17 protein-coding genes and 1 pseudogene are annotated in these 21,994 nt (G+C 48.1%); 1 reads left to right on the forward strand and 17 read right to left on the reverse strand.

Translation table 11 applies throughout. The features are described from left to right. Window positions 1-64: 64 nt before the first annotated feature. The 5 genes and pseudogenes from DX130_RS27440 to DX130_RS14050 all read right to left on the reverse strand — a co-directional run. A pseudogene (locus DX130_RS27440) lies at window positions 65-151 on the reverse strand (hypothetical protein); the annotation flags it as partial. A 150-nt stretch (window positions 152-301) separates the two neighbouring features. Continuing rightward, the gene (locus DX130_RS14035) at window positions 302-1,093 is read right to left on the reverse strand and encodes a VOC family protein (RefSeq protein WP_116046405.1); all 792 of its coding nucleotides are present in this window, start codon (window positions 1,091-1,093) and stop codon (window positions 302-304) included. Between the two features lie 44 nt (window positions 1,094-1,137). Beyond that, window positions 1,138-1,776, reverse strand: coding sequence for a TetR/AcrR family transcriptional regulator (locus tag DX130_RS14040; protein WP_116046406.1), 639 nt, complete (start codon window positions 1,774-1,776; stop codon window positions 1,138-1,140). Window positions 1,777-2,014: 238 nt separating this feature from the next. Further along, the gene (locus DX130_RS14045; protein WP_116046408.1) at window positions 2,015-2,638 is read right to left on the reverse strand and encodes a hypothetical protein; all 624 of its coding nucleotides are present in this window, start codon (window positions 2,636-2,638) and stop codon (window positions 2,015-2,017) included. Window positions 2,639-2,970: 332 nt separating this feature from the next. Continuing rightward, window positions 2,971-3,234 (reverse strand): hypothetical protein, encoded by a 264-nt coding sequence (locus DX130_RS14050; protein ID WP_116046409.1) that lies wholly within the window; start codon window positions 3,232-3,234, stop codon window positions 2,971-2,973. Window positions 3,235-3,532: 298 nt separating this feature from the next. On the opposite strand from DX130_RS14050, the gene DX130_RS14055 reads away from it, so the two are divergent. After that, window positions 3,533-4,891, forward strand: coding sequence for an Nramp family divalent metal transporter (locus tag DX130_RS14055; protein WP_116046411.1), 1,359 nt, complete (start codon window positions 3,533-3,535; stop codon window positions 4,889-4,891). A gap of 78 nt (window positions 4,892-4,969) precedes the next feature. Here the strand turns inward: DX130_RS14055 and DX130_RS14060 are convergent, their stop codons facing one another. The 12 genes from DX130_RS14060 to DX130_RS14115 all read right to left on the reverse strand — a co-directional run bounded on the left by DX130_RS14060 (window position 4,970) and on the right by DX130_RS14115 (window position 21,710). After that, window positions 4,970-5,158, reverse strand: coding sequence for an aspartyl-phosphate phosphatase Spo0E family protein (locus tag DX130_RS14060; protein WP_116046412.1), 189 nt, complete (start codon window positions 5,156-5,158; stop codon window positions 4,970-4,972). A 370-nt stretch (window positions 5,159-5,528) separates the two neighbouring features. Beyond that, on the reverse strand, window positions 5,529-6,524 hold the full coding sequence (locus tag DX130_RS14065; RefSeq protein ID WP_338068641.1) for a carbohydrate ABC transporter permease: 996 nt from the start codon (window positions 6,522-6,524) through the stop codon (window positions 5,529-5,531). A 19-nt stretch (window positions 6,525-6,543) separates the two neighbouring features. Continuing rightward, window positions 6,544-7,443 carry a carbohydrate ABC transporter permease gene (locus DX130_RS14070; RefSeq protein WP_116046414.1) on the reverse strand — a complete coding sequence of 300 codons (900 nt, stop codon included), beginning with the start codon at window positions 7,441-7,443 and terminating at the stop codon, window positions 6,544-6,546. After that, the gene (locus DX130_RS14075; protein WP_116046416.1) at window positions 7,444-9,990 is read right to left on the reverse strand and encodes a DUF5696 domain-containing protein; all 2,547 of its coding nucleotides are present in this window, start codon (window positions 9,988-9,990) and stop codon (window positions 7,444-7,446) included. Window positions 9,991-10,009: 19 nt separating this feature from the next. Further along, window positions 10,010-10,630 carry a Yip1 family protein gene (locus DX130_RS14080; protein ID WP_116047192.1) on the reverse strand — a complete coding sequence of 207 codons (621 nt, stop codon included), beginning with the start codon at window positions 10,628-10,630 and terminating at the stop codon, window positions 10,010-10,012. After that, window positions 10,611-12,068 (reverse strand): NHL repeat-containing protein, encoded by a 1,458-nt coding sequence (locus DX130_RS14085; RefSeq protein WP_240644508.1) that lies wholly within the window; start codon window positions 12,066-12,068, stop codon window positions 10,611-10,613. Before DX130_RS14085 ends, DX130_RS14080 begins: the two co-directional genes overlap by 20 nt. Window positions 12,069-12,084: 16 nt before the next feature. Continuing rightward, the gene (locus DX130_RS14090; protein WP_116046419.1) at window positions 12,085-12,954 is read right to left on the reverse strand and encodes a carbohydrate ABC transporter permease; all 870 of its coding nucleotides are present in this window, start codon (window positions 12,952-12,954) and stop codon (window positions 12,085-12,087) included. Window positions 12,955-12,958: 4 nt separating this feature from the next. Then, window positions 12,959-13,852: a carbohydrate ABC transporter permease gene (locus DX130_RS14095; protein ID WP_240644545.1), complete on the reverse strand. Its 894-nt coding sequence runs from the start codon at window positions 13,850-13,852 to the stop codon at window positions 12,959-12,961. 59 nt (window positions 13,853-13,911) lie between these two features. After that, window positions 13,912-16,848: an extracellular solute-binding protein gene (locus DX130_RS14100; RefSeq protein ID WP_240644509.1), complete on the reverse strand. Its 2,937-nt coding sequence runs from the start codon at window positions 16,846-16,848 to the stop codon at window positions 13,912-13,914. A 109-nt stretch (window positions 16,849-16,957) separates the two neighbouring features. Continuing rightward, window positions 16,958-18,310: an extracellular solute-binding protein gene (locus DX130_RS14105; RefSeq protein ID WP_116046422.1), complete on the reverse strand. Its 1,353-nt coding sequence runs from the start codon at window positions 18,308-18,310 to the stop codon at window positions 16,958-16,960. Window positions 18,311-18,392: 82 nt separating this feature from the next. Next, window positions 18,393-20,651 (reverse strand): DUF6259 domain-containing protein, encoded by a 2,259-nt coding sequence (locus tag DX130_RS14110; protein ID WP_116046423.1) that lies wholly within the window; start codon window positions 20,649-20,651, stop codon window positions 18,393-18,395. Window positions 20,652-20,684: 33 nt separating this feature from the next. Beyond that, window positions 20,685-21,710, reverse strand: coding sequence for a LacI family DNA-binding transcriptional regulator (locus DX130_RS14115; protein ID WP_116046430.1), 1,026 nt, complete (start codon window positions 21,708-21,710; stop codon window positions 20,685-20,687). Between the last annotated feature and the right edge of the window lie 284 nt (window positions 21,711-21,994).

Genomic DNA, 21,994 nt, shown 5'->3' on the forward strand with positions numbered 1-21,994 from the left:
AGAGGTAAGTTTTCATAAATCAACTGACATTCTTTTAGCGAAATGTTAAGCGTCTAAAATCTTAAAAGATAAAGCAATTCGTCACTGCAATGATCCCGTCCAAACCATATTGCTCAGCAAGGTTTAAGCCTGTTTGTCGGTCAGGATTATCTTCATGATTGCAATTCTATTCCGACATGTTTAGCAATAACACGATCAAATCCCGAAAAATTTCTCCCTGCATGAAAAAAGAAGAGCGCTGCCTCTATCGGCAACACTCTTCTTTGAATCAAATGTATGGGCTGATTGAAAAAAGTTTGCGTTATGGCCGTTGCTTGAGGACAAGGGTCGCTCCATGGCTCTCCTGAGGTTGAATGACCAAGTCTTCGTCAAGCGAATCGGAAGTTATCAAATGAATTTCCGCCATTCGGTATTCATTAGACTTGCGAAGGATGATTTTATGTTGTTTTTCAAAAATCAGCTCGCATTGATTTCCTTGTTGGGAGCGATTGACCTTGGGCCGAAGCGGTTCATATTGTAATATCCATGCCTCAAGATCCGGCACGTCGATCACCAGACAGTCGATGCCATGCACGCCATTGCGATGAGCAAGTTCATGCTCCAGGCAAGCAATCGGAGGATCGTAGGCACTCATTAGAAAAGGCATCGTATATTCTTCGAATACCGAAATCCACCACGTTTGCTTGATGCCATCGGGCAGTTTTTTGCTTAGCTTGATTTTATTGCCCACCCGCGCACCGGCTTGCTTGATTACTTCGAGATTAACCTCAGCCTCTTCAACAGGCACGCTATCCAAGGCGTAGTCCGTAATCCCTTCCTTGCTTGCGATGTAGTGCATATAACGCTTGATCATAGCCGGATTAATGGGTCGAAGAAGCTTAAGCAATGCGAGAATCAGATTGTCGGCCAGATTAATCGGCTTGGGATTAAACAATTCAAGAAAAGAGCCGTCCCGAAAATAAATGAACGCATTGTGAGCTTTCTCAGGCGATACTCGGTAGGTTACCGTAAAGCCCAGACTTTCATAACGGTTTGCGGTTTGCTTTAAGCGGTTGGTTTTGATTAATACATGCCCTATTGCAAATGTGCTCATGCTATATTCTCCCTTCGATTTTTTGCTCGTTGTCGCAATTTCCTTTAATTCGGGGCTGTTTCTTCCCCTTCTTCCAGCAAAGTCTTCCAGCCCGCATGCAAAAAGGGAATCAGATAGCGCATGTAGTCCATCGCTTCCTCGTAGGTCATTCTGGACGCAACGACTTCCAATATAGCCCAATAGCCCTGTTTGACAAAAATGGCGATAACACGCATGGAAGGATCATTTCGCAGCAGTCCCATAGCCACGAGTTTTTCCATATAAAGTCGCGTTGCTTCAATGTCGGCTTCAATCCATTTCTCCGCGAAATTCTCCAGGGACGAGCCTGCCGAGCCGTTCACCAACATATCGAATTCATCAAACCGTTGGTACATATAGTCGACGAATTCAAGCAGCCTACGCGATGCAACGGGCATTCTCGACTCCAGCTCGTTGTTGTCCAATAACTCGGATTGAACGCTTGAGGCTTCCTGGAACAAAACATCGAATTCATCCAACACGGGCTTCATTATGGCTTCGAACATCGCGTTTTTATCTTCGTAATAACGGTAAATGGCGCCTGTCGTCATTCCGGCTCTTTGGGCTATGGACCGTACATTCGCCCCCAAGAAGCCTTTCTCCAGAAACTCGTCTTTTGCGCATTGAAGCAGCTTTTTTTCCGTCTGCTCAGCTTTTTTGCTCATAGTTCGCACCTCTACTCGAAAAAGATAACAACGTTATTTTATCATACCAACCTGCCGCTATTCCAGTCTGTTTACTAAACAACTCTTCTCGCGGTCGCCCTTTCGGGTCCAGTAAAATGACAAAAGAGCCTTCATTCCGCTGTTCAGGCGGTTGGAAGACTCTTCGTTGCACTGGGGTCCGGTTACAGTCAGGATTCATGAAACGGATGATTGTTTTCGCGTAGGAGAAACGATAGCATTAACTCCATTTCTTAATCACTTTCTCTACTCGTTTTCGTTTTGTCTCTTTTTCAATATCGTCGAGTCGTGAAATTAGCGTCTTTGTGAATAGTGCTTTGTTTTGATCGTTAACGATGGATATGGCATTCTCCGCATACATGGGAAGTTGGTTTGTGGGACATCTCTTAAGCTGTTCGATGAGTAAGGCGAATGCATGATCCGCATATGGTTGGACAGAACAAAGCTTAATCAGAATATTCACTCCGTGATCTTTGGTGATTACCGATCCTTTGTCTGTATGATCAACAATTTTTTCAAGCGCAGCATAGATGACTTCCGGATTTTCAAGAATTATCGCATCTAGTGCTGTCATAGCGCCCCAAACCAGTCGATTGTTCCTATGATCAAGCAATGCAACAAATTCGTTGCTATATTCAGCAACTAAAGACGGATTGAGATGTCCAATTTCATAGAGGACTTTAATACAATCGCTCTGAATGTTCTTGTCCTGGTTAGATAAGTGATCAATGTGCTCTCTTACAGCTTCTCTATCTTCTCGTTCGGCAATATCTCTCGCCAGCTCCTGGTTAGGAGCTTCGTCTTTGCGATTAAGTAACGTTGCTAATTTGTCGATTATGGTCATCCCTTTTTCTCCTTTATCGTTTAGGCATTTCACTTTAATGGATGCATATCTATAATTAACCATTCCAATCTTCATTTTCGACCCTATAGTGAATGTCCGAAAATCAGAGTAAGCATTCAATCGCTCAATTGAGCAATTGAATGCTTACTTTTGGAGTACTTAATTCTAAGTATCTTTATCTTGGGAAAAGGATATATAAAAAACAAATGATGCTAGTATACATATTATTATAGATAACACAATAAAAACATCAACTTCTGAAACATAAAGCTGTAGAGATGTCTTTTGATTCTCGGGGTGACTGCTTAGACTTTATCAGAATTTATACTTACTTAAAGATCCTTGGCAATATGCGGCTTACTATAATGACTGGTTCCTCCAGAACCAACTAGAACTTTGCCTCCTTTGTTGAAGATGAGTAATTTACTTGCCCCGGTGCTAAGCAGTACCGTTACTTTGGCCTGATTTCTGGTTGCCGTATAGATGACATACCCGCTTCTACTCACCGTTGTTCTCCAGTTTTTATCGAATTCCGACCTCACAACTCGATTCGAATAAACTTGGTTTTCAAATCCCTTAGCTTGCGTTTTTCTCATAATCCCCCACCCCTTCCCCATTATCTCAAATAAGTTCCATACATCTTATGCGAGACCATTCATTTGGAATGGACAGGTTGCCGTTCACTCTCTTTGCTTGCTTCTCTAATGGATATTTATGGTCGTCATTAAAATGTTGGCTTCGGGCAAAATACATACTTATAACTACTAGTTAGCGGTTATTTCCTGATCGATAAAAAAACACTTGCAATTAGTTTCTCATAGGAATAATATTTGGTTACCACAAAAAGAGTTTACCTAGGGAAACATTTAAGCATTGTGAGGGAGTGCTGTTACAATGAATGGTCAAGATGAGCAAACCAAGGCAGATATAGGATGGCTCCGACATAGCTCTACTGTAAGCTTGGAGGAAGTTAATAATTCCATCCGCATTCCAAACAAAGCGAGATTTTGGCAGAAATTTTTTGCTTTTGCCGGGCCGGGATCTTTAGTGGCTGTAGGTTATGTTGACCCTGGCAACTGGGCGACATCGATTGCAGGAGGGGCACGTTTTGGCTACACCTTATTATCCGTTATTTTAATTTCAAATTTAATTGCGATGTTGCTCCAGTCATTGGCAGCGAAATTAGGAGTTGTGACGGGTCGAGATTTAGCCCAAGCGACTAGAGATGCCGTTGGCATAAAAACGGCCTTTATTCTTTGGATTTTATCAGAGGTTGCGATTATTGCATGTGATTTGGCAGAAGTCATTGGATCAGCCATTGCGCTTCATTTACTATTCGGGATACCTTTATTACTCGGAATTTTAATTACAACGCTGGATGTGCTGCTTTTGTTGCTTTTACAGAAGAAAGGATTTCGTATTATTGAATCCCTCATCATCGTATTAATGGCGACAATATTCGTTGTATTCGTTTTTGAAGTCATCTTCTCAAAACCAGAAATAACGGCGTTACTAGGCGGCTATGTACCGAAATTTGAAATTGTTACAAATCCAGAGATGCTGTTTATCTCTCTAGGAATATTAGGAGCAACAGTTATGCCGCATAATCTTTATTTGCATTCATCCATCGTGCAAACCAGACAATACAAACGAAATAAAGAAGGACGAAAAGAAGCCTTGAAGTTTTCGGTATGGGATTCCAACATTTCATTATTTTTCGCCTTCTTGATCAACTCCGCCATTCTCATTCTAGGCGCAGCTGCTTTCCACGGAATCGGGTTGAATGTGACTGAAATTGAAGGAGCCTATGAGCTGTTAAGCCCAACTGTAGGTATAGGTATCGCAAGTACATTATTTGCGGTTGCTTTGCTTGCCTCTGGTCAAAATTCAACCATCACCGGAACATTAGCAGGGCAAATTGTAATGGAGGGATTTATAAACTTAAAAATTTCTCCTTGGCTCCGTCGGATCGTTACTCGATTAATAGCAGTCGTGCCTGCCTTTGTTGTTACATGGATTGCCGGGTCAAAGGGGACAGGGGATTTACTCTTATGGAGCCAAGTAGTGCTCAGTTTACAATTGCCGTTTGCCGTAATTCCACTCGTCTTATTTACAAGCGATAAAAGGAAGATGGGCGAGTTTGCAAACCGAAAATGGGTTAAATTATTATCTTGGCTTTCTACTGTGATCATTGTAACTTTAAATATTTTTCTAGTCGCATACATCCTCATTACCGGTCATGAATTAGGTTAACTTCTGTAACGGTATCTTCTGACTGAAGCCATGTATGACAGTTTAAACCAAGTCGGAAGCTTAAAGGCTTTTGCCTCTTCATCCATCGTGTTTACCTGATTTTCCGTGCTTTTTTAGATGTAATTGCAACATTAATCGGTCTACCTTCCGACTAATTGCCAGTAGCTCTTCATGTTCAGACAGGGGCATAACTTGTTCAATCAATGCTTCGCCAAGTGTATTCATCTTGCGCCTTTCCTGCTCTATTATTTCATGCAAATAGACCATTATGTAGCCTCCCTTTTCTCATCTGAGCAACGCAGGCACCCAGTACCCGAAATTGTAGGTATAAATTTGTCTCCAAACAAAAATCAGTTCTTGACGAAATAAATCAAGGTTGGACTGCGGTGACCATAAGCACACGTGTTACCCCTCACCGATATGAAATAGCAATGACAAGTTCCGGGCTGCAAGAAAGCTGGCATTCCCTTAGTATTTAACCGCCATCAATGGGTAGCTTGACTGTGAAGAACGGATTATTAGGTTAAGCCATACATGTCATGCGATATTCGAAAGCTATCTAGACTATTAAACAAGCAGAGCCGCACGACTCCATGCGCCTTGACATGAATCGATGCGGCTCCGTGTTTTGTCAAACTTAGCCTACAAGCCCCGTTCTCTCCACGCTTTCTACAAAGTAGCGCTGCGCAAAGAAATACATGACGACAAGCGGCAGAATAGCAAGCAAAATCAGCGTATTGGACAGCATGGACAGATAGAACGGATCTATATTGCCCGTACTGGTTACCATGCCCGCCTCCGTAGCAAGATACGAGGCAATCTGACCGGCTACGGTCGCTACCTTGGCCGACATCAGATCAGGATTGATCAGCACCAGCGTCGAAAAGTACGTATCATTCCACTGCCAGACAAACGCAAACAGCATAACGGTGACAATAGCAGGTACCGCATTAGGCAGCATAACCCGCAAGAAGGTCGTCAGAATGCCCGCTCCGTCCATATAGGCCGCCTCTTCAATTTCTTTCGGAATACCGCGAAAGAACTGTCGGAAAATATAAATAAACAACCCCGTTTTGAGTCCCATCGCCAGCCCCGAGGAAATAATGAACGGCCAGTACGTCCCGATCAGATTAATGCCCGGTTTGCCGGTAAATAGCTCAATAATGCCGAAAATATCAAAGTTTTTGTAGAGCGCATAGGTCGGTACCATAATCGTTTGCGGAGGTACCAGAATGGTGAAAACAACCAGGATGAATAAGAGATTGCTTCCCTTGAACTTCAGCTTCGCAAACGCATAGCCCGCCAGTGCGCAGGTAATCATCTGCAATATCATCGTGCCGCCAGAGAGCAGAACGGTATTCAGCAGCACCTTTGGATAATCGATTACTTGCAGAACAAGCTTAAAATTATCCAGCGTGAAGTTTTTGGGAATCCACACTACCGTTTTGTTATATAGGTCCTGCTTGTCCTTGAAGGCAATCGATATCTTCAGGATAATCGGATAAAGGATGACGTAAGAGATACCGACAAGCAGCACCAGACGCACAAGCTTCCACAGAAATCCGGTCATAAAACGCGTCAGCCAGGCGCTGCGGTTGACAGCTGTCACGGACTTTTGTTGCATTGGCTCCATTAGCCTCACCTCTTATACATTAGTCATAGTAGAATACTTTTCTCGAAATAAGCGAGTACATGATGAACAAGATAATGGATATGCACAAGAAATAAATCCAGGACATAGCGGAGCTTAGTCCAAACTGGAAAGTTCTGAAGGCTGTATCCTGAATTAATACGGTCATTTGACTGCTGGAGAAGGCGTCGATAACTGTGTAAATAACGTTAGTCAAAATAAGAGGGCTAATCATTGGAAACGTAATCTTCCAGAACGCCTCATAGCCTGTCGCACCTTCAATTTTGGCAGCTTCATAGAGCGAAGGCGAAATCGACTGCAGGCCGGCAAGGAAGATCAGAATCTGCACCCCGGAACGGCTGATAATTTCGTAGATCCGGTTGACGGCGTCCGTCAAATAGGAAACGATCGATTCGTTCGCTCCGGATTCAATCAGCATCCGCTCCAGCTCGAAGCTTTTCAACAGAGACATGCTGTCTCCTTGCTGGCTGTTAGCCGACTGCATCACATTTTGCAAAATATCTCCGCCTTCTACGCCCAGCAGCGCTCCTGATGCGAGAATAACCGGCAGGAAGAAAATCGCTCTGGCCAGCCCGCGTCCTCTGAACTTCTGATTCAGCAGCGTAGCTGAGAACAGGCTGAAAAAGATAATGAGCGGCACATTGACTACCATATCAATAACAGCTTCCGTCAATACGCGATTATAGGAGGGATGCTGCGTAAACGCCGCCTGAAAGTTATCGAATCCGATAAAATTCATCGACATGCCCTCGGTGGTCATCTCCAGTTGACTCAAGCTGTAGCGCAGCGACTCTCCAATCGGCAGCGCAAACAGCAGTATAAAACCGATTAACCAAGGGGCGAGGAACAAAATGCCCATTCTGCCCTTCCGCTGGTTCTGTGTCAAACGAGTCCTGGCCATCTATGCTCCCCCCTTCTGCACGTAGCTTAACGCCTCGACGCGCGCCCCATTAATCTGCACGGCCTCTTTATTGTAATTGACAATGAAGGATGCGCCTCCTTCATAGGTCGTCTCGAACACGCCTTCAGCCAGCTTTTCGTGGCGGACGATCGTTTGCGCACGCAGATCGCGCAGCATCGGGCTAAGCTCTTGGTACAGGTCTGCCGCTTCTGCGATCCAGTCGCCGTAATGGGAAGCAAACATGTCGTTGAAGCGCGTCTCCTTCACGGCATGCGATGGCGCATAATACCATTGGTAATAGATGCCTGCTCCTGTCTCCAGCAGCTTCAGCATATTTTTGCGCACATTCTGATCCTCCATCACATTTAGCGGTTCGCCAGCATAATCGATATAGCCATGAATGACCATGCCGTAGAACGGCACACTCTCATCTGTAATATCGAATTTACTCGATGTCAAAGGCGCAAAGACGACACTGTCTGCGTACGGAAGGGACATCGCATTGCCACCAACGACCATCACATGCTCTACTCTCCGGTCAATCTCAGCGATCTGTTCGCTAATCATATCCTTGGTCTGCTGACGATCCACGATTCCCTTGTCTCGGTAATCCGCGTTGACATCGCGTCCCAGATCACGCAGCGACAGGCCACTGATGCCCTGCTTTTCATACTGATTCATAAAGGACTGTACGTAGTCCGGGAGCGCTTTTCCCGACAGAATGTAATAAGGATCGGCCGTCTTGTCCCACTCATAGGTAGCCCGGGAATACGGATACAGCTTGACCGGACTGCGGTTGATGAATCGAGCCGCTTCCTTGGATGGGCTGAAGCCGTTAGACTTGCCGTAAATCGTCGAGAAAGCCGTATCCGGATACAGCCTGACGTCATTTTCACTGGCGTAGTCCGCCAGCTCAGCCAGCCCGCGCGCCCCGCCAAGCGGCTTGTCCACCGATAGCTTGGAAGGCGCTTTATGGTTAATGCCCTTGTTGAACCAACCGGTGTAGCGCAGCTGAATATTGCCGATTCCGTCCTCTTTCATCTGGTTCATAATCTCCTGTGCCTGCTTGAAAGTCGTAAGCGGCTCCAACGACTGGTACGGTATACCAAGCATTGATTTCTTTTTCGTAATGGCTCCGACCAGCTCCAAGAAGAACGGAAGATCTTCTCCCTCCGGCAGCCGATCCAGCTGGTGCTGATTGACCAGATAATCGCGGTACATAGCCGCCATGCCCGAGTAGTCGGCGGAATCGCCGGACAAGAAGCCGTAACGAACCTGGATATCCCCCTCATAGCGGGCGGTCTGGAAGATGGACGTTGTCTGGGTCGTCGCGTTGCCGGTCAGCGTCAGCTCATCCTTTGCCGTCAGCTGATAGCTGGAGAATACAGTGTTGTACGCATGGCGTCGCCCGCTAATATCCGCCTCAATCGAGCTCAGCGCATCGCCCTTCTCAATGATGGCTAGAAAGGCATTATCGTCCTGCTTCAAGCCGAAAACAGGAAGGCGCGAAACTTCGTCATACTGCCTGTTTTCCATCCGGTAGCGGCTATTGTCCGTGCCGTACAGCGCCGCCTGATAACGGTCGGCTTTCAGCTTGCCGTTGTTCAGATGGATCAATGCCCCCGAACCGTCCGGCACAAACATATAGCCCTGACGCGCTTGGCCGGCTGCACCGAAATATTCCAGAAGCCGCAGTGATTGCAGCACATACGCCGACGGGCCCTTGAGCTTGTCCCCCGGAACAGTGACCAGCAGATCAGGTCCGTCCAGCCGGTACTCTACCGTCACGCTAAATAGCGGCTTCTCCTGCACATTTTCCGAATTAAAGCCATTGTCAGCATTATCCTGCCGTACATCCTCCAGCGTGTAATCCACTTCGGCAAAAACATTCATCAATCGCTTCAGATGAACCTCCTGGATGCCGTTGTCTCTGCGTTCATAGACCTGCTCAGCTTCAATAAGCTTAAAGCGCTTGAGCACATCTCTGCGGACACTCTCGTCCTGCAGCTTGCTCAATATTTTACTCTCCATGCGTTCCACGCTGATTCGCTTTGGAACGACATCAATGCCCAGAGACATATCGCCAATCGTATAATGGACGCTCAGCACGCCGTCCTTGATGTCCGATTCAAATTGTCCCTCGCGAACGCTGTCGGTGAAGCTGTCGTACTCCCGCATCAGTCCGGCCGCGTTGTAATACGCCAGCGTCAGCTGAGAACTGAGCTTAGCCTTATTGGGTCCCGAAGCAATGGCATCCTCTTCCCGTTGCGGCGGATTGGACTGCCACACATAATCCGACTTTTTGTCTTTAACAGCCACCTCTGTCGTCTCCGTATCGAAGTAGAGCGTCAAAAATTCATTTTCCGCTACTACTCTCATGCCCGACACGGGGTCTATGGGCTGTGCAACTGCCTGCTCCACCGTCTCGACCGACTCTGTCGGATTCGTTGCAACGGCCTCGCCGTCGCCCATGACCGATCCAAGTATCAGTAAATTGACTAGAATAGCAAGGACAAGCAGACTAGACAGCATCTTCATGCGGTTCATGCTCATAGCACCTCCTGTCCTAAACCCTGAAAATAAGTTCGTAGTAAATGGTGGTGATAAAGTTCGTAATCTGCTGCACCAGACTGAAGAACAGCAGACCGAGAAATACAATAATCCCCATCACAACAAGTGTCAGCAGCATCGTAACCACCGTTTTGCCAGCCGTATACTGATGCGCGTTCATCGTACCGACAAACAATAGAAATATAAACCAGATAAATGCAATGTTCTGCATCAAATAATAGAATGTCGCTTCCTTCAGCGTAATAAAGTTGCTTATAATCGTAAGTGGGATATAAATCAGAATGAACGGAAGCAGCGAGTAGCCTGTTGCAATCACAATATCCCGAAATTTGCCTTCGCCATCCATGAGCGTTGTAAGAGACCAGTTAGCCACACACCACAATACAAAGGGCAGAATGACAAATTGCAGCTCTTCAATGCTGTTGAGATCTGACAGGCGGTTGAAATTGACATGAAATCCGGCCAACTGACGATTCAGAATATTGCTGATGGCAAGTAGGAACAGCAAGGAAAGCGCAAGGGTCAGCCTGCCTTTATTTTCATTCTTCAACTCCCAGAATCCATTGAACGGATGAAAAATAACATAAAACGACTGCTTAAGAAGTTCCATGGACATGGGCATCCAACCTCGCTTTCCTTCTTCTTTTGACAATCCGATAGAATACAATCAACAGCACAAGCACGCTGATTCCCGACAAGACGCTGCCAAAGTGGTCGCGCAGCACATCCTTGCGGTGGCGCTCAAATGCTTTGGAGTGATAACTGCGTGTCATACCCAGCTTGAAGTAATGCATGGCCTCTTCATTCTTCTCCTGCCTGAGCAGCGACTTGCCGATACCGATATACGCAATTTCATAATTGGCATTCAGCCGAAGCACATCCTCCCAAGCCTGCGCCGACTCCTGCTCGCGGCCCTCATAATAGAGCTGGACAGCAGCGTTGACGCGCTGTCCGAACAGCGTAGGCTCGAAAAGCGTAATTTCGTTCAAATCGCGGTCCAGCACCATAATGTCCTCACCCAGCCGCTCGATAGCGACAGGAACCTTAAACGTACCCTCCTGCTTGCCGAGCTTGCCGAAGATATAGAGCAGGTCGCCGTCGTCGCTGTAGGTGAAGATACGACCCCGTTTGATATCGAGCGCGCTGTATACGCCATACTCATTTACGTCAATATCCATAAAGATGGAGCTGCCGCCGTTGCTGGTGTAGGTGTACTCCAGATCGCCTTGCGGCGAATAGTAGCCCTCTCTGCGCAATATATCGATTCCGCTTGGATTAAGACGCTTGATTGGCGTAAGCGAGCCTCTCTCGGAGGTTGTCGTATAAATGAAGCCCTCGGCATCCAGATCCAGATTACTGAATTCAACCGGGATAAATTGCTCCAGCCGCTCGCGCTGCGCCTTAGTCGACAGCGACTTCCAGAAATAATCTAATACGTCTACCTTTACGCGGTTAGCGCCTGTAAACTTGGTGAATTTGCCGTCGGCATCAAATTCGATCAATCCGTCAAACACGCCTCGTCCCACTACGTACATCCGATTGGCCTTGTCGACGGCTACCTTGACCGGGAAAAACTCAAATCCCTTGCGCAATACATCCGATACAGGCGTCTCGATGGTCCGGACGAAGGAGCCATCCTTATCCAACTGCACCACCCGGTGGTTTTCGGTATCCGCTACGTAGATCATGCCTTGACCGGTTACAAATATGCCCTGCGGATTGCGGAAGTGGTCAGGCTTCCCGTCTCGCACGAATGAATCGATGACCTTCACTCCGCTCCAGTCACGGTTCGCCATTACAATTCGGTTGTTGCCTGCATCAAGGATGTAGATGCGGTCAGCTGCAACCAAATCGGACGGCCCGCTGAGCGGCCCTACGCCCAGCGTGCGGCCGTCGATGGTCCGGCTTGGCACATACGCCGAGGGCCCAGGAACCGATTCACCCCAATAGGAATACATGTAGTCTTGAGCACCAGCGGCTTGCGCCGCCGGCGCCTCCAAACCGCTTAAAGCAATGATCAGGGCAAGCATGAGTAAGCAAACCTTTTGATTCATGTTCATCCCTCCCTCATCATTCCTTCATGCCGGATGTCGCCATGGTTTGGATAATTTTGGACTGCGTAAATATAAATAGAAGAATCGGCACAGACATCAACAGCAGCGCTACGGCAGCGCCCGCTCCCGCTCTCGCGATGCCGCCAGCCACAATCTGGCCAAGCGCATAGTTCAGCGTCTTCAGATTTTCGCTGTAAATCATGGTGCCTCCATCCGTTCCCCATAGAAGCTGGAACAGCAGGATGGTCAGCGTCAGCCAGGCTGGCTTGACCAGCGGCATAACAATGGTCCAGAAAATGCGGTATTCATTGGCGCCGTCGATTTTGGCGGCCTCCAGCAAGGCATCCGGTATCTGCTCCATAAACTGCTTCATCAGATACAGGCCAAGCGGAAATGCAAAAGCTGGAATAATAATCGCCCAATAGGTGTCGATCCAGCCAAGCTTGCCAATAACCATATAATTCGGAATAGCGGTAACATGCGGCGAAAACATCAGTGCAAGCACAATAACCGAGAATAGGATTTTCGTGCCGCGAAACTTGTGCTTAGCCAGCGGGTAAGCGGCAGCTGAAGCCAGCAGGACGTGGCCGATCGTGCCTGCCATGGTTATGAATACTGTGTTAAAGGCGTAACGCAGAAACGGTACCCACGTATTAGAAAGCAGGTGAAACAAATCTGAGAAGTTGCTCATCGTCGGATTGCGGACAAAAAAGCGCGGCGGGAACAAGAACAGCTCGTCCAACGGCTTGAATGCATTATTGATCGAATAGACCAGTGGCAGCGCCATATAGCACCCGAATACCCCGAGAAACAGAAACAACAACACATTGCCCCACACGGAGCGGTTTACCTTCGTCTTTCCCCTGAGCGACGAGAGAATTTTCATGCTGTTATTCACCTACCTTTTTGAGCAGCTTTTGTGTCAGCAGGTTCGTGCCGAGCATGATGGCAAACAGGACCGTGGCAATCGTTGAAGCATAGCCCATCTCAAACCGGATAGAGCCATAGTCAATCAGATGCGTGACAATGGTATGACCGGCATACTGTACACTCGGAAAGCCGGCAAGGTTCATCGATACTTCCGCCACAGCAAAGGATGAGGTAATCTGAATGACCGCGCCAAACATCAGCTGAGGACGCATGCTCGGCAGCGTAATGAACCACAGCTCCTGCCAGCGGTTGCGAATACCGTCCATTGCGCCAGCCTCATAGAGTGATGGATCCACGTTCTGAAGGCCGGCAATAAATGCGAGAAAGCTGGTTCCCAGACTTAGCCATACTTGTACGATCATAATAATGATCAGGATATACTGGGGGTCCTGCAGCCACAGGATCGGCTCATCCGCAAAGCCCGCCTTCATCAGAAAGCCGTTCAAGTAACCGTACATATCACCTGAGAAAATAATTAACCAGATGAAATAGATGTTGCCTGAAATCGATGGCGCATAAAAAATTAACGTCACGAATGCTCTGAGCTTAGGCGGCAAGTCGTTGATCAACCAGGCAAAAATAAAACACATGATATAGCTGAGCGGCCCTGTAACGGCGACAAACAGCAGCGTATTTTTCAAAGCGATCAAAAAGACGTCGTCCTCCAAAAACAGCCTGGTATAGTTCTGCCACCCTACCCAGCGCGGAAACTCCAGCATATTAAAATGAGTGAAGCTGATCAAAAACGAAAGAACGACCGGCAGCACCGTGAACAAACAGAACAATAGATAATAAGGAGCCAGTAAGATATAAGAATGCTTCTGACGCTTGATATCATGAAGCAGCAGCGCCATCTTTCCTATCGGTTTGCCGACAGGACTGCCGGATGATACGACAGATGTATCGGACGACTTCATCGAGCAACTTCCTCCCCTTCTGCCGGCAGGCCAAACTCTCTGCGTTTCAATGTAATTTCTTCATTAATATAGCGTACGTAATCAAACAGTGCCTCGCGCGGATTCATGCCGTTGGTTATCACCTCGCGAAATGCATTATCGAGGTGACGGCCCGTAAAGTAGCCGCCCGGCACTTCCGGAATTGCGCGAACCGATTTCCATTGTTCGCTTAAGGAGAGATAATCCTTAACTGGCCATGGCAGTTGCTCCAACGCTTCAACATTCGCAGTCGGATAACGTGCCGCCGCACCCATCAGCCCTTCCATTTCTCGGCCGAAGCGCACCTGTGCATCCTTGTCGGTCCACCACTTCATAAATGCCCATGCAGCTTCCTTCTGCTCGCTGCCCTGGAGCATGATGACGTTGGTTCCGCCGCTTGCGACATCGCGCCGGATTGTGCCGTCCGCTTGCTCCGTGCCCGGAATCGGCGCAAAGTCCCACAATCCCTTGATTTCCGGCGCCGATACCGACAAGTGATTATAGAAGGTATAATCAGCGACGCCAATCGGCATCTCTCCGGTTCTGAAGCGATTAGGGAAATCAAACTGCACTGGAAATTTATAATTTGTATAGAACTCGGTCCATTTCTTGAATGCCTGCATCGACACTTCGCTATTCAAACCGCTGTATTGATGGTTTGGCGAATAGAATTCCCCGTCCATTTGATAGAGCAGCATCGCAAGCGTCGCATTCGGCTCCAGATTCATGGCGATTTGGCCCTGAACCGGCTGGGCGAGCGGCAATGCAAACTCCAGATGATGCTTCTGAAGAACAGGAATCATGGCATAGACATCATCCCAGGTTTGCGGAACGGATAATCCCAACTCTTCCAGAATGTCCTTGCGAAAGAACAGCATACTGAACAGCTGCTGCTCCGGCAGCGCATAGACACCTTCCTCGAAAGCATAAGGCACGAGCGCGCTAGGCTTGAACCGGCTCGCCACCTCCTCATAGTCCGGGAAGATCGTCAAGTCCTGCACCGCCTTGCGGCTCGCATAGTTGACCGGCACATCGTTGCCGATCTGCATAGCGACATCGGGACCCTGTCCGCTCAAGGTCGCCGGGAGCAGGACACCCATATTGACAAGCTTCAGGTTGACCTGAATACCCGTCTGCGGCGTAAAGGTATCGTCAATCATCGCCTTCAGCACCTGTGCCTGGTCGCGGCCGGTTCCGATCCAGATTTCGACGGCCTGTTTTCCATCCACCACATCGCCGATGCTATTATAATCTTCCTTGAATGAGTGGAAGAACGCCGATACCTCGTGAAACATTCTACCCAGGAAAGACGCCTCTGCCTTTGGCAGCTTATGCCCCGGCGAGGTGACAAGCAGGTAGTCGATCTCCAGCGGCTGCTCGCGCGCTTGCAGAATCCAGGTGCCCAGGCCGCCGACATTGACCTTGAACATTTCCAATCTGCGTGGAATGGATTCCGGATTTTGCGCCATGCCGTCAAGCTGGTGGGCCATGGTATTCAATATAGCAACGCGGTCGCTGCTCTCCCCTGTCAGAAGCTTCAGCGTGTTGACCACATCAAACAGCTGCTCGCTCTGACGCTCGAACACCTCGATCATATCCGGAATTTGCTTATCCAGATTGTAGTCTCGGAATCGATCCGGCACAGCGCCGGTCACCATCAGAATTTTACGATATATAGTGTTGAGCTCCAGGACGCTAGACTCCACTTGTCGCAGCAGGGGCGCCAATGTCCCGAGCGTAACTTCCAGCTTGATTTCATGCTTTCCCTTTGTCAAATAGAACAAATAGGGGTCAGCATCGCCTAGCGACTTCATTTGAAACAGATTATCGTAATCAAACGTTACACTCTCCACTTCGCGGAAAGGCACTTTTCCGTCAATATAAAGCTTTCTGGAAGCATACAGCCCGCGAAGCATATTTTGCTTCACCTTCAAATGAATTTCATAGAGTCCATCCTCCGGCGCATCCACTTCCCAGGCAATCCACTGTGATGGCATCCGCCAGTTGAACCCGCCAATTGTATTCATGCGAATTTTGGATACGTCGTAGGGCTCCACCGAAGGACTGCTTCGGTTATTTATCGGGTATAGTGTTGGGTCAGATTTGCGCAGCGCATCTTGTCCCTGAATTTTAATCAATTGCTGCTCCGCTTTGCGGTACCCCGCCTGCTCATAGGCTTTGAGCACATCGTCATAAGATGGGATTTCTTCCTCCTGAAAGAGCATCAAATCTCCAATGACCATCGGCTCGCGCGATGAAACAAGCGTAAGAGTATGGCGTCCTGCGGAAAAGTAAAACAGATACGGCTCATTGTAATAGCCCTGATGATCCTTGAGTGTTACATCCATCCACATCGGCTTCTCCATCTGGCCCGGGCGCAGATCGTTGCCGCGATTATCGCGTTCAATTTCAGACTTGGTATTGACCCAAACACGGGAGAAGGTCAACGTGCGCGCGCCTTCAAATGGCGACTGCCCGTCAATCAACAACTCGCGCTCAATGGCCGAGCTTTTGCCTGCTACAGGGAAGTAACTTAACCCAATGTTGTACATGCCTTCTTGCGGCACGTCGATGTCCCAGCTGACCGAACCTGTTTCGCCGGTCAAAATCGAAGGCGCAGCAGCTCCTTCATAATCATGCAGCTTCTCTACCGTCATCCCCTCGGCATGGCTGTATGAATCGGCCGGAATAATGATTTGCTGCTGTGGACGCGGCTGCTGCTCATGCTCGCGCAGGTAGAAATCGTATCCGTCCTTGCGAAATGAAACGAAATCGTCCGTCTCCGTATTCGCAGCCTCGCTGCCCTCTGCATACAGCTCATTTCGGGTGTCCGATCCGATCGACAGCATGAGGATGGATGTGATCAGGAGGACGAGACAACAAAAGCGCATGGATCGGTTCAACATACTTTTCATACGTTTGCAACGCCCCTCATTCATTACATAATCAGAACAAAATAGAGCCCCATAACCTATGCCTGCATGTCAGGCAAAGTATGGTCCGGGGCTCTTATCATTTCAATAACTACTTCTTCAGAATTTCGTCAATCTTGCCTTGGGCAACCTGTTTGATACGCTCTACAGCAGTAGCCGGCGGCTCTGTTCCGTTAGAAATATTGAGGACGGCTTCAATAAACTCTCCTTCAAACCGATAGCCTCTCCAGCCCTCAAAACGTCCCTTGTTGACCATTGCCTGCGCTGTTTTGATTGAATTTTCATCTGGCAGATTCGTCTCCAGGAAATCCTGGTAGCCTTCGTTCAGGGAATCCCACAGCACAAGGTCTTTCCACAGTTCATAGCTTTCCTTGGCATGAGGTGCACCCTTCGGAATAAAGAACATGTCTGCTATCGTAACTGGAACGACATAGTCACTTGCCTTCGGACCTTTCGGGAAGAACACATAGCCCCACTCGTCGGTCATGTTTTTCATCCGCTCTTCGCCTTCCCATACGCCTGCCTGCGTCATGGCAACCTGACCTTGGGTAAAGAAGTTTTTCGGATCGAGCCAGTCGTTGCCCTCATTGCGCTTCACGACTTTATGCACGTTGTACAATTCATTCATGAAATGAAGCGCTTCCATGGATTCCGAGGAATCAAATGCTACTGCTCCATTGTCAGCATCAACGATTTTACCGTTGTTAGACAAAATAAAGTGTTCCGCAGCAACCGCTTGGTCAAAGCTCAGTCCATACTGATCGATTACACCGTCATTATCTGTGTCCTTGGTCAGTGCTTTCGCTGCACTCAGCATTTGCTCCCAAGTCCATTCGCCCTTCTCTTGCAGCTCGTATGGATCTGGCAGACCCGCTTCCGCAAACATGCGCTTGTTGTACACTATGCCGCTGCTTGGATTAAACGTATCTACGAAGCCGTATTGCATGCCTCCAAACTTGCCAACGCTCTTTACAGAATCAGGAAGCAGCGATTCCTGGCTAACGTCTACAAATTCATCAAGCGGAGTCAAGTAGCCGCCCGCCACCAGGCCAGGCATCCACTTCAGGTCCAGACGAACCATATTCGCAAACGGCTCGCCCGCCATAACCGTGGACGTTACTCTTTCTTCAAGCTCTCCCCACGGAATATTGATGTATTCGATTTCTGCATTGTATTTTTTCTTAATTTCATTGTGTCTTTCAATATTGCGGTCACCCAGTTCTGTTCCGGCTACCGGCGCGCCGTCCCACCACATAGCGAGCCTAATTTTATCGCCTTTAAGATCGTAGGCAGGCTCTTCCTTTTCCTCATTTGGCTCTGCCGCTTCAGTGGCTTTTGGTGCCAATGACGACGTAGGAGCCGGCTTTGAGGAGCCGCTGCACGCGGCCACAAACACAAGACTGAGCAACAATAACAGACTGGCAACTTTCTTTGTCTTTTTCATTTCTTACTTCCTCCCTTTCTCTATGCCTATATTTATCTGAACCGGCGGCCTGCGAGAAGAAAGCCGCCGGTAGAGACCTTGCTTAGCCCTTTTTAGTAATTTGGTAATACCCAACACTGCTCTGGTTATGGAGCGATTTATATTTGAAAGTAATAGTCGAGCCTTCGACCTTGCCCTCCACTTCGCCTATATAACTATCCGCATAGGTATAGGCGGATATATGGGCGTCCTTCCAGGCTGACGGCAATGAAATCGTGAGATTTGTCGCCCATCCGACCGGCTGAAACACTTTGATGCTGTCTTCCGAACGGACTTCCAGTATATAATGCTCCTTGGCATCAAGCGACTTGCCATTGTAAGAATCGAACACCCCGCCGGTGACAGAACCGTCCTTGGCCAATATCGCTGCACCTCCAGGGGAGATGACATTGCTGCCCCACTGGGCCGCTGCCTTCTCATTCCAGTTGGCCATAACCTCAAAGGTATCAAAGTCCGTTTTGGTCAATCCGTCTCCTGCCGGCTCAAAACTGCTAACCAGCTCATCCGCATAACGTGAAAGCGCATACTTTTGGAATGTGCCGATCAGATTCAGCCAAGGATTAATCTCAAAGCTCGACGGTCCGGTTATTTCTCCGCTTAGCAAGTAGCCCTGGGCCAGGTTCCACCTGAACATTTCCTTGTCGTCCGTCCACGTCTCCGCAGCCAGATCATGCTGATACATCAACACTTTATCTCTAGCCAATATCCCCATCAAAGGGTAGTACTGGGTGTATGGGGCAGTCTCTTTCCGAAAGCCGGACATATCCCATAAGTAATTCGTTCCCATGAATCCGACTTCATGTTCCGCAAGGATATCAATGCCGACTTCTGTCATTAAGTGATGTTCTTTATGCGTCCGGGCGTGCTCCAGCACCCCTTCAAAGTATGCGGTTGACGCATCCAGATTCTCCGGTCTATTCGGATTCCAGTCCAGCGGCGCAGTTCGCGCTCCCCATTGATCTTCAAAGATGCCGTCCAGCCCGATCTCCTTCATCAATACATCATGCTGTTCAGCAATGATTCGCTTAACCTGCTCATGATGCGGATTAACAACGTAGCCCCGGTGCGGTCCATACTGCTCAATCACCGGCTGACCATCATCCCCAGATACCATCATGGCCCTAAGCTCATCAGCCGTCAGGTCGTTGACATAGCGCGAATCTACATCCCACCAGGAGAAGTTGGTGTATGGCGCAACCAGATTGCCCCGCTGCTGTGCATAAGCTGTAAAAGCCTTGAATGACTCATTTGTCCCCCACCGTTCGTCCGTTGGAACAAAGTCAGGATAGTTCTGATCATGTCCGCGCTGCTGGAACGCTACCGGATGCACCATGCCCGGTATATCGATCCGGTCAATCACTTGCGGCATCAATTCCTCAAAGGTCAGGCCAACCCGCTCCAGATCCAGCTTGTACATCGCCGATTCCATGTACGCCTGATACTTCGATCCCAGTTTTTCCTGCAAGCTGTCAAACTTGTCAAAGCCGTTATCGATTCGATAGCCTGTGATCGCCTCTGGATAATCCTCTCCAATCCGGATAGCCACCTTTGGTGAGGTCCATGTCGTCTTCGCCTCCGTTCGGAACTCTCGTATGAAGCTAGCCTGCGTCGGGTCCGTCGGGCTTAGCCGGAATCCGATTTGCACCGGCTGCAGTACATCACCCTTAATCCCGTACACGGACAAGCGTCCAACCGCAGCACGTACGCCGACGTAATCGGCTGACATGACACCGGGATATAATGCGCTGAAGGTCTGTCTAGCGTCAAAATATCCTCTGGAGAGCAGCGCCCCCGGCATTAACGGCACGAGTCCATCTTCTATCGATTCAGCTGCAATCGACAGCTCGTGTGGAAGACTGAATCTCTGCAGCACTCGATCCGTACGATTATCCACTGAGGCCTGCATATATATGGCCTTCTCCTCGGTCGGCTCAATCGTTACCTTCACGGCCAGCTCGCCCTCATACTCCAGCACAAGCCGTTTGCCCTTATCTTCCCAGTGATAGTTGAAATGGTGCTCGTAATCGCTGCTGCTGATCGTTCGCCCATCGGAGAGGAACGCTTTCCAAAGCGCTCCCTCTCTGTTCCCTGCCGACACTGCCTCTTCCTGCCCTTGCTCCTTAATGGATATAATTTCACCACGGGCTTTGGAGAAAGCGATTTCAAAATAATCATTTTGCAATTTCACCACATGCTCATCGCTTTGATCAAAAACCATCTTGCTTTCACATCCTGTCATCAAAATAATGAGCACTAGCGAAAAACAATAGAGCAATATGCGATTTTTCAATGCTGTGTGCATGAGTCGCCTCCTTGTTCTTCCTATCCATCGGCACTAGCCGTTAATGCGGGCTGTGCTTTGCCGTACTTTAAGCGTCACTGGAAGAACGATATTTTTCTGGACCGATTCTATGCCTTCAATCTGATTCATTAACAACCGCGTAGCCTGCTGTCCTTTATCTACGATGTTTTGATTAATGGTCGTTAACGGAGGAGCGGAAAATTCTGTAACGCGAATATCGTCAAAACCTAGAACCGACATGCGTTCCGGCACCGAATAGCCGAGCTCATTAAGCCCTTTAATTAGACCGATAGCGGTAACATCTGACAATACAAATACGGCCGTTACATCCTGCCCTTTTTGAAAGACCTGCTGCGCAGCGTGATAGCCGCTATTAAAAGACAGATTGCTCTCAATGATCAAATTCGAGTCATAAGAAATACCATGCTCTTCCAAGGCTGTTTTGTAACCCAGCCAGCGCATGTAGTTCAGCCCTCTGTCCAGCAGTAAATCCGTTACAAAGGCGATACGCCTATGACCGAGATCGATTAAATGCTTGGTGCCCACATAACCGCCCATTTGATCGTCCAGATGTACCTGATGTACTGTCGGATCGGACAAATAACTGTCCAGCACCACGAGTGGCACGCCGTAGCTTTTGAGCTGTGAGACGATCGGCGAATCGTCGCTTGTACCGATTACAATTACTCCATCCAGGTTGCGGTCACGCACAAAGGAAACATCCTGATCATGATCCAGTCCGGTAAAAATGACATGCAGATTGTGGTCACGCACACCGGATTCGATACTCGTGGCCAGCTCCCAGTAAAATGGCGAATCGTGGATCGTCGACTTTTCCAAAAAAGGGACGATCAGCGCAATGAGATGTGATTTTTTCGCTCTCAAATTGCGGGCGGAGCTGTTCGGTATGTAGTTGCGTTCCTTGGCAATTCGCTTAACCTTAAGAATCGTCTCTTCCGCCACACGGCCTGTCCCATTCATTACATTGGATACGGTACCTATCGAGACGCCTGCTTCACTTGCAATGGATTTAATCGTTGTTTTTGAATCTTGATACATTTCATTCTCCTTTTATCCAATATTTGATAAAACGTTTTATCATCATTTCATTATGTATGGTCTTGTTGAGGATAAGGTGATTATACATTCTACGCTTTTAAGGTGTCAATCATTTAATAAAACGTTTCATCATTTTAATTTCCTATGTCTGTTTTTCATGTTTTTTAATCGGGATGCTCTTCAACAAATGTCCGAGTTGAGCGTAGGATGATCAGTTCCGAACACAAATGTAAGATAGAGTACCTTACTGGATATAATAGTCATTACATTATTATTTACAATAC

Source organism: Paenibacillus paeoniae (assembly GCF_003388735.1).
Classification (GTDB): domain Bacteria; phylum Bacillota; class Bacilli; order Paenibacillales; family Paenibacillaceae; genus Pristimantibacillus; species Pristimantibacillus paeoniae.

Coding starts and splice junctions, on each gene's coding strand:
- DX130_RS14115 (WP_116046430.1), bottom strand. CDS start 21,710: ATGTATCAAGATTCAAAAACAACGATTAAATCCATTGCAAGTGAAGCA.
- DX130_RS14100 (WP_240644509.1), bottom strand. CDS start 16,848: ATGAAAAGTATGTTGAACCGATCCATGCGCTTTTGTTGTCTCGTCCTC.
- DX130_RS14070 (WP_116046414.1), bottom strand. CDS start 7,443: ATGGCCAGGACTCGTTTGACACAGAACCAGCGGAAGGGCAGAATGGGC.
- DX130_RS14040 (WP_116046406.1), bottom strand. CDS start 1,776: ATGAGCAAAAAAGCTGAGCAGACGGAAAAAAAGCTGCTTCAATGCGCA.
- DX130_RS14080 (WP_116047192.1), bottom strand. CDS start 10,630: ATGTCCATGGAACTTCTTAAGCAGTCGTTTTATGTTATTTTTCATCCG.
- DX130_RS14110 (WP_116046423.1), bottom strand. CDS start 20,651: ATGCACACAGCATTGAAAAATCGCATATTGCTCTATTGTTTTTCGCTA.
- DX130_RS14035 (WP_116046405.1), bottom strand. CDS start 1,093: ATGAGCACATTTGCAATAGGGCATGTATTAATCAAAACCAACCGCTTA.
- DX130_RS14065 (WP_338068641.1), bottom strand. CDS start 6,524: ATGGAGCCAATGCAACAAAAGTCCGTGACAGCTGTCAACCGCAGCGCC.
- DX130_RS14060 (WP_116046412.1), bottom strand. CDS start 5,158: ATGGTCTATTTGCATGAAATAATAGAGCAGGAAAGGCGCAAGATGAAT.
- DX130_RS14045 (WP_116046408.1), bottom strand. CDS start 2,638: ATGACCATAATCGACAAATTAGCAACGTTACTTAATCGCAAAGACGAA.
- DX130_RS14075 (WP_116046416.1), bottom strand. CDS start 9,990: ATGAACCGCATGAAGATGCTGTCTAGTCTGCTTGTCCTTGCTATTCTA.
- DX130_RS14105 (WP_116046422.1), bottom strand. CDS start 18,310: ATGAAAAAGACAAAGAAAGTTGCCAGTCTGTTATTGTTGCTCAGTCTT.
- DX130_RS14055 (WP_116046411.1), top strand. CDS start 3,533: ATGAATGGTCAAGATGAGCAAACCAAGGCAGATATAGGATGGCTCCGA.
- DX130_RS14050 (WP_116046409.1), bottom strand. CDS start 3,234: ATGAGAAAAACGCAAGCTAAGGGATTTGAAAACCAAGTTTATTCGAAT.
- DX130_RS14085 (WP_240644508.1), bottom strand. CDS start 12,068: ATGAATCAAAAGGTTTGCTTACTCATGCTTGCCCTGATCATTGCTTTA.
- DX130_RS14095 (WP_240644545.1), bottom strand. CDS start 13,852: ATGGCGCTGCTGCTTCATGATATCAAGCGTCAGAAGCATTCTTATATC.
- DX130_RS14090 (WP_116046419.1), bottom strand. CDS start 12,954: ATGAAAATTCTCTCGTCGCTCAGGGGAAAGACGAAGGTAAACCGCTCC.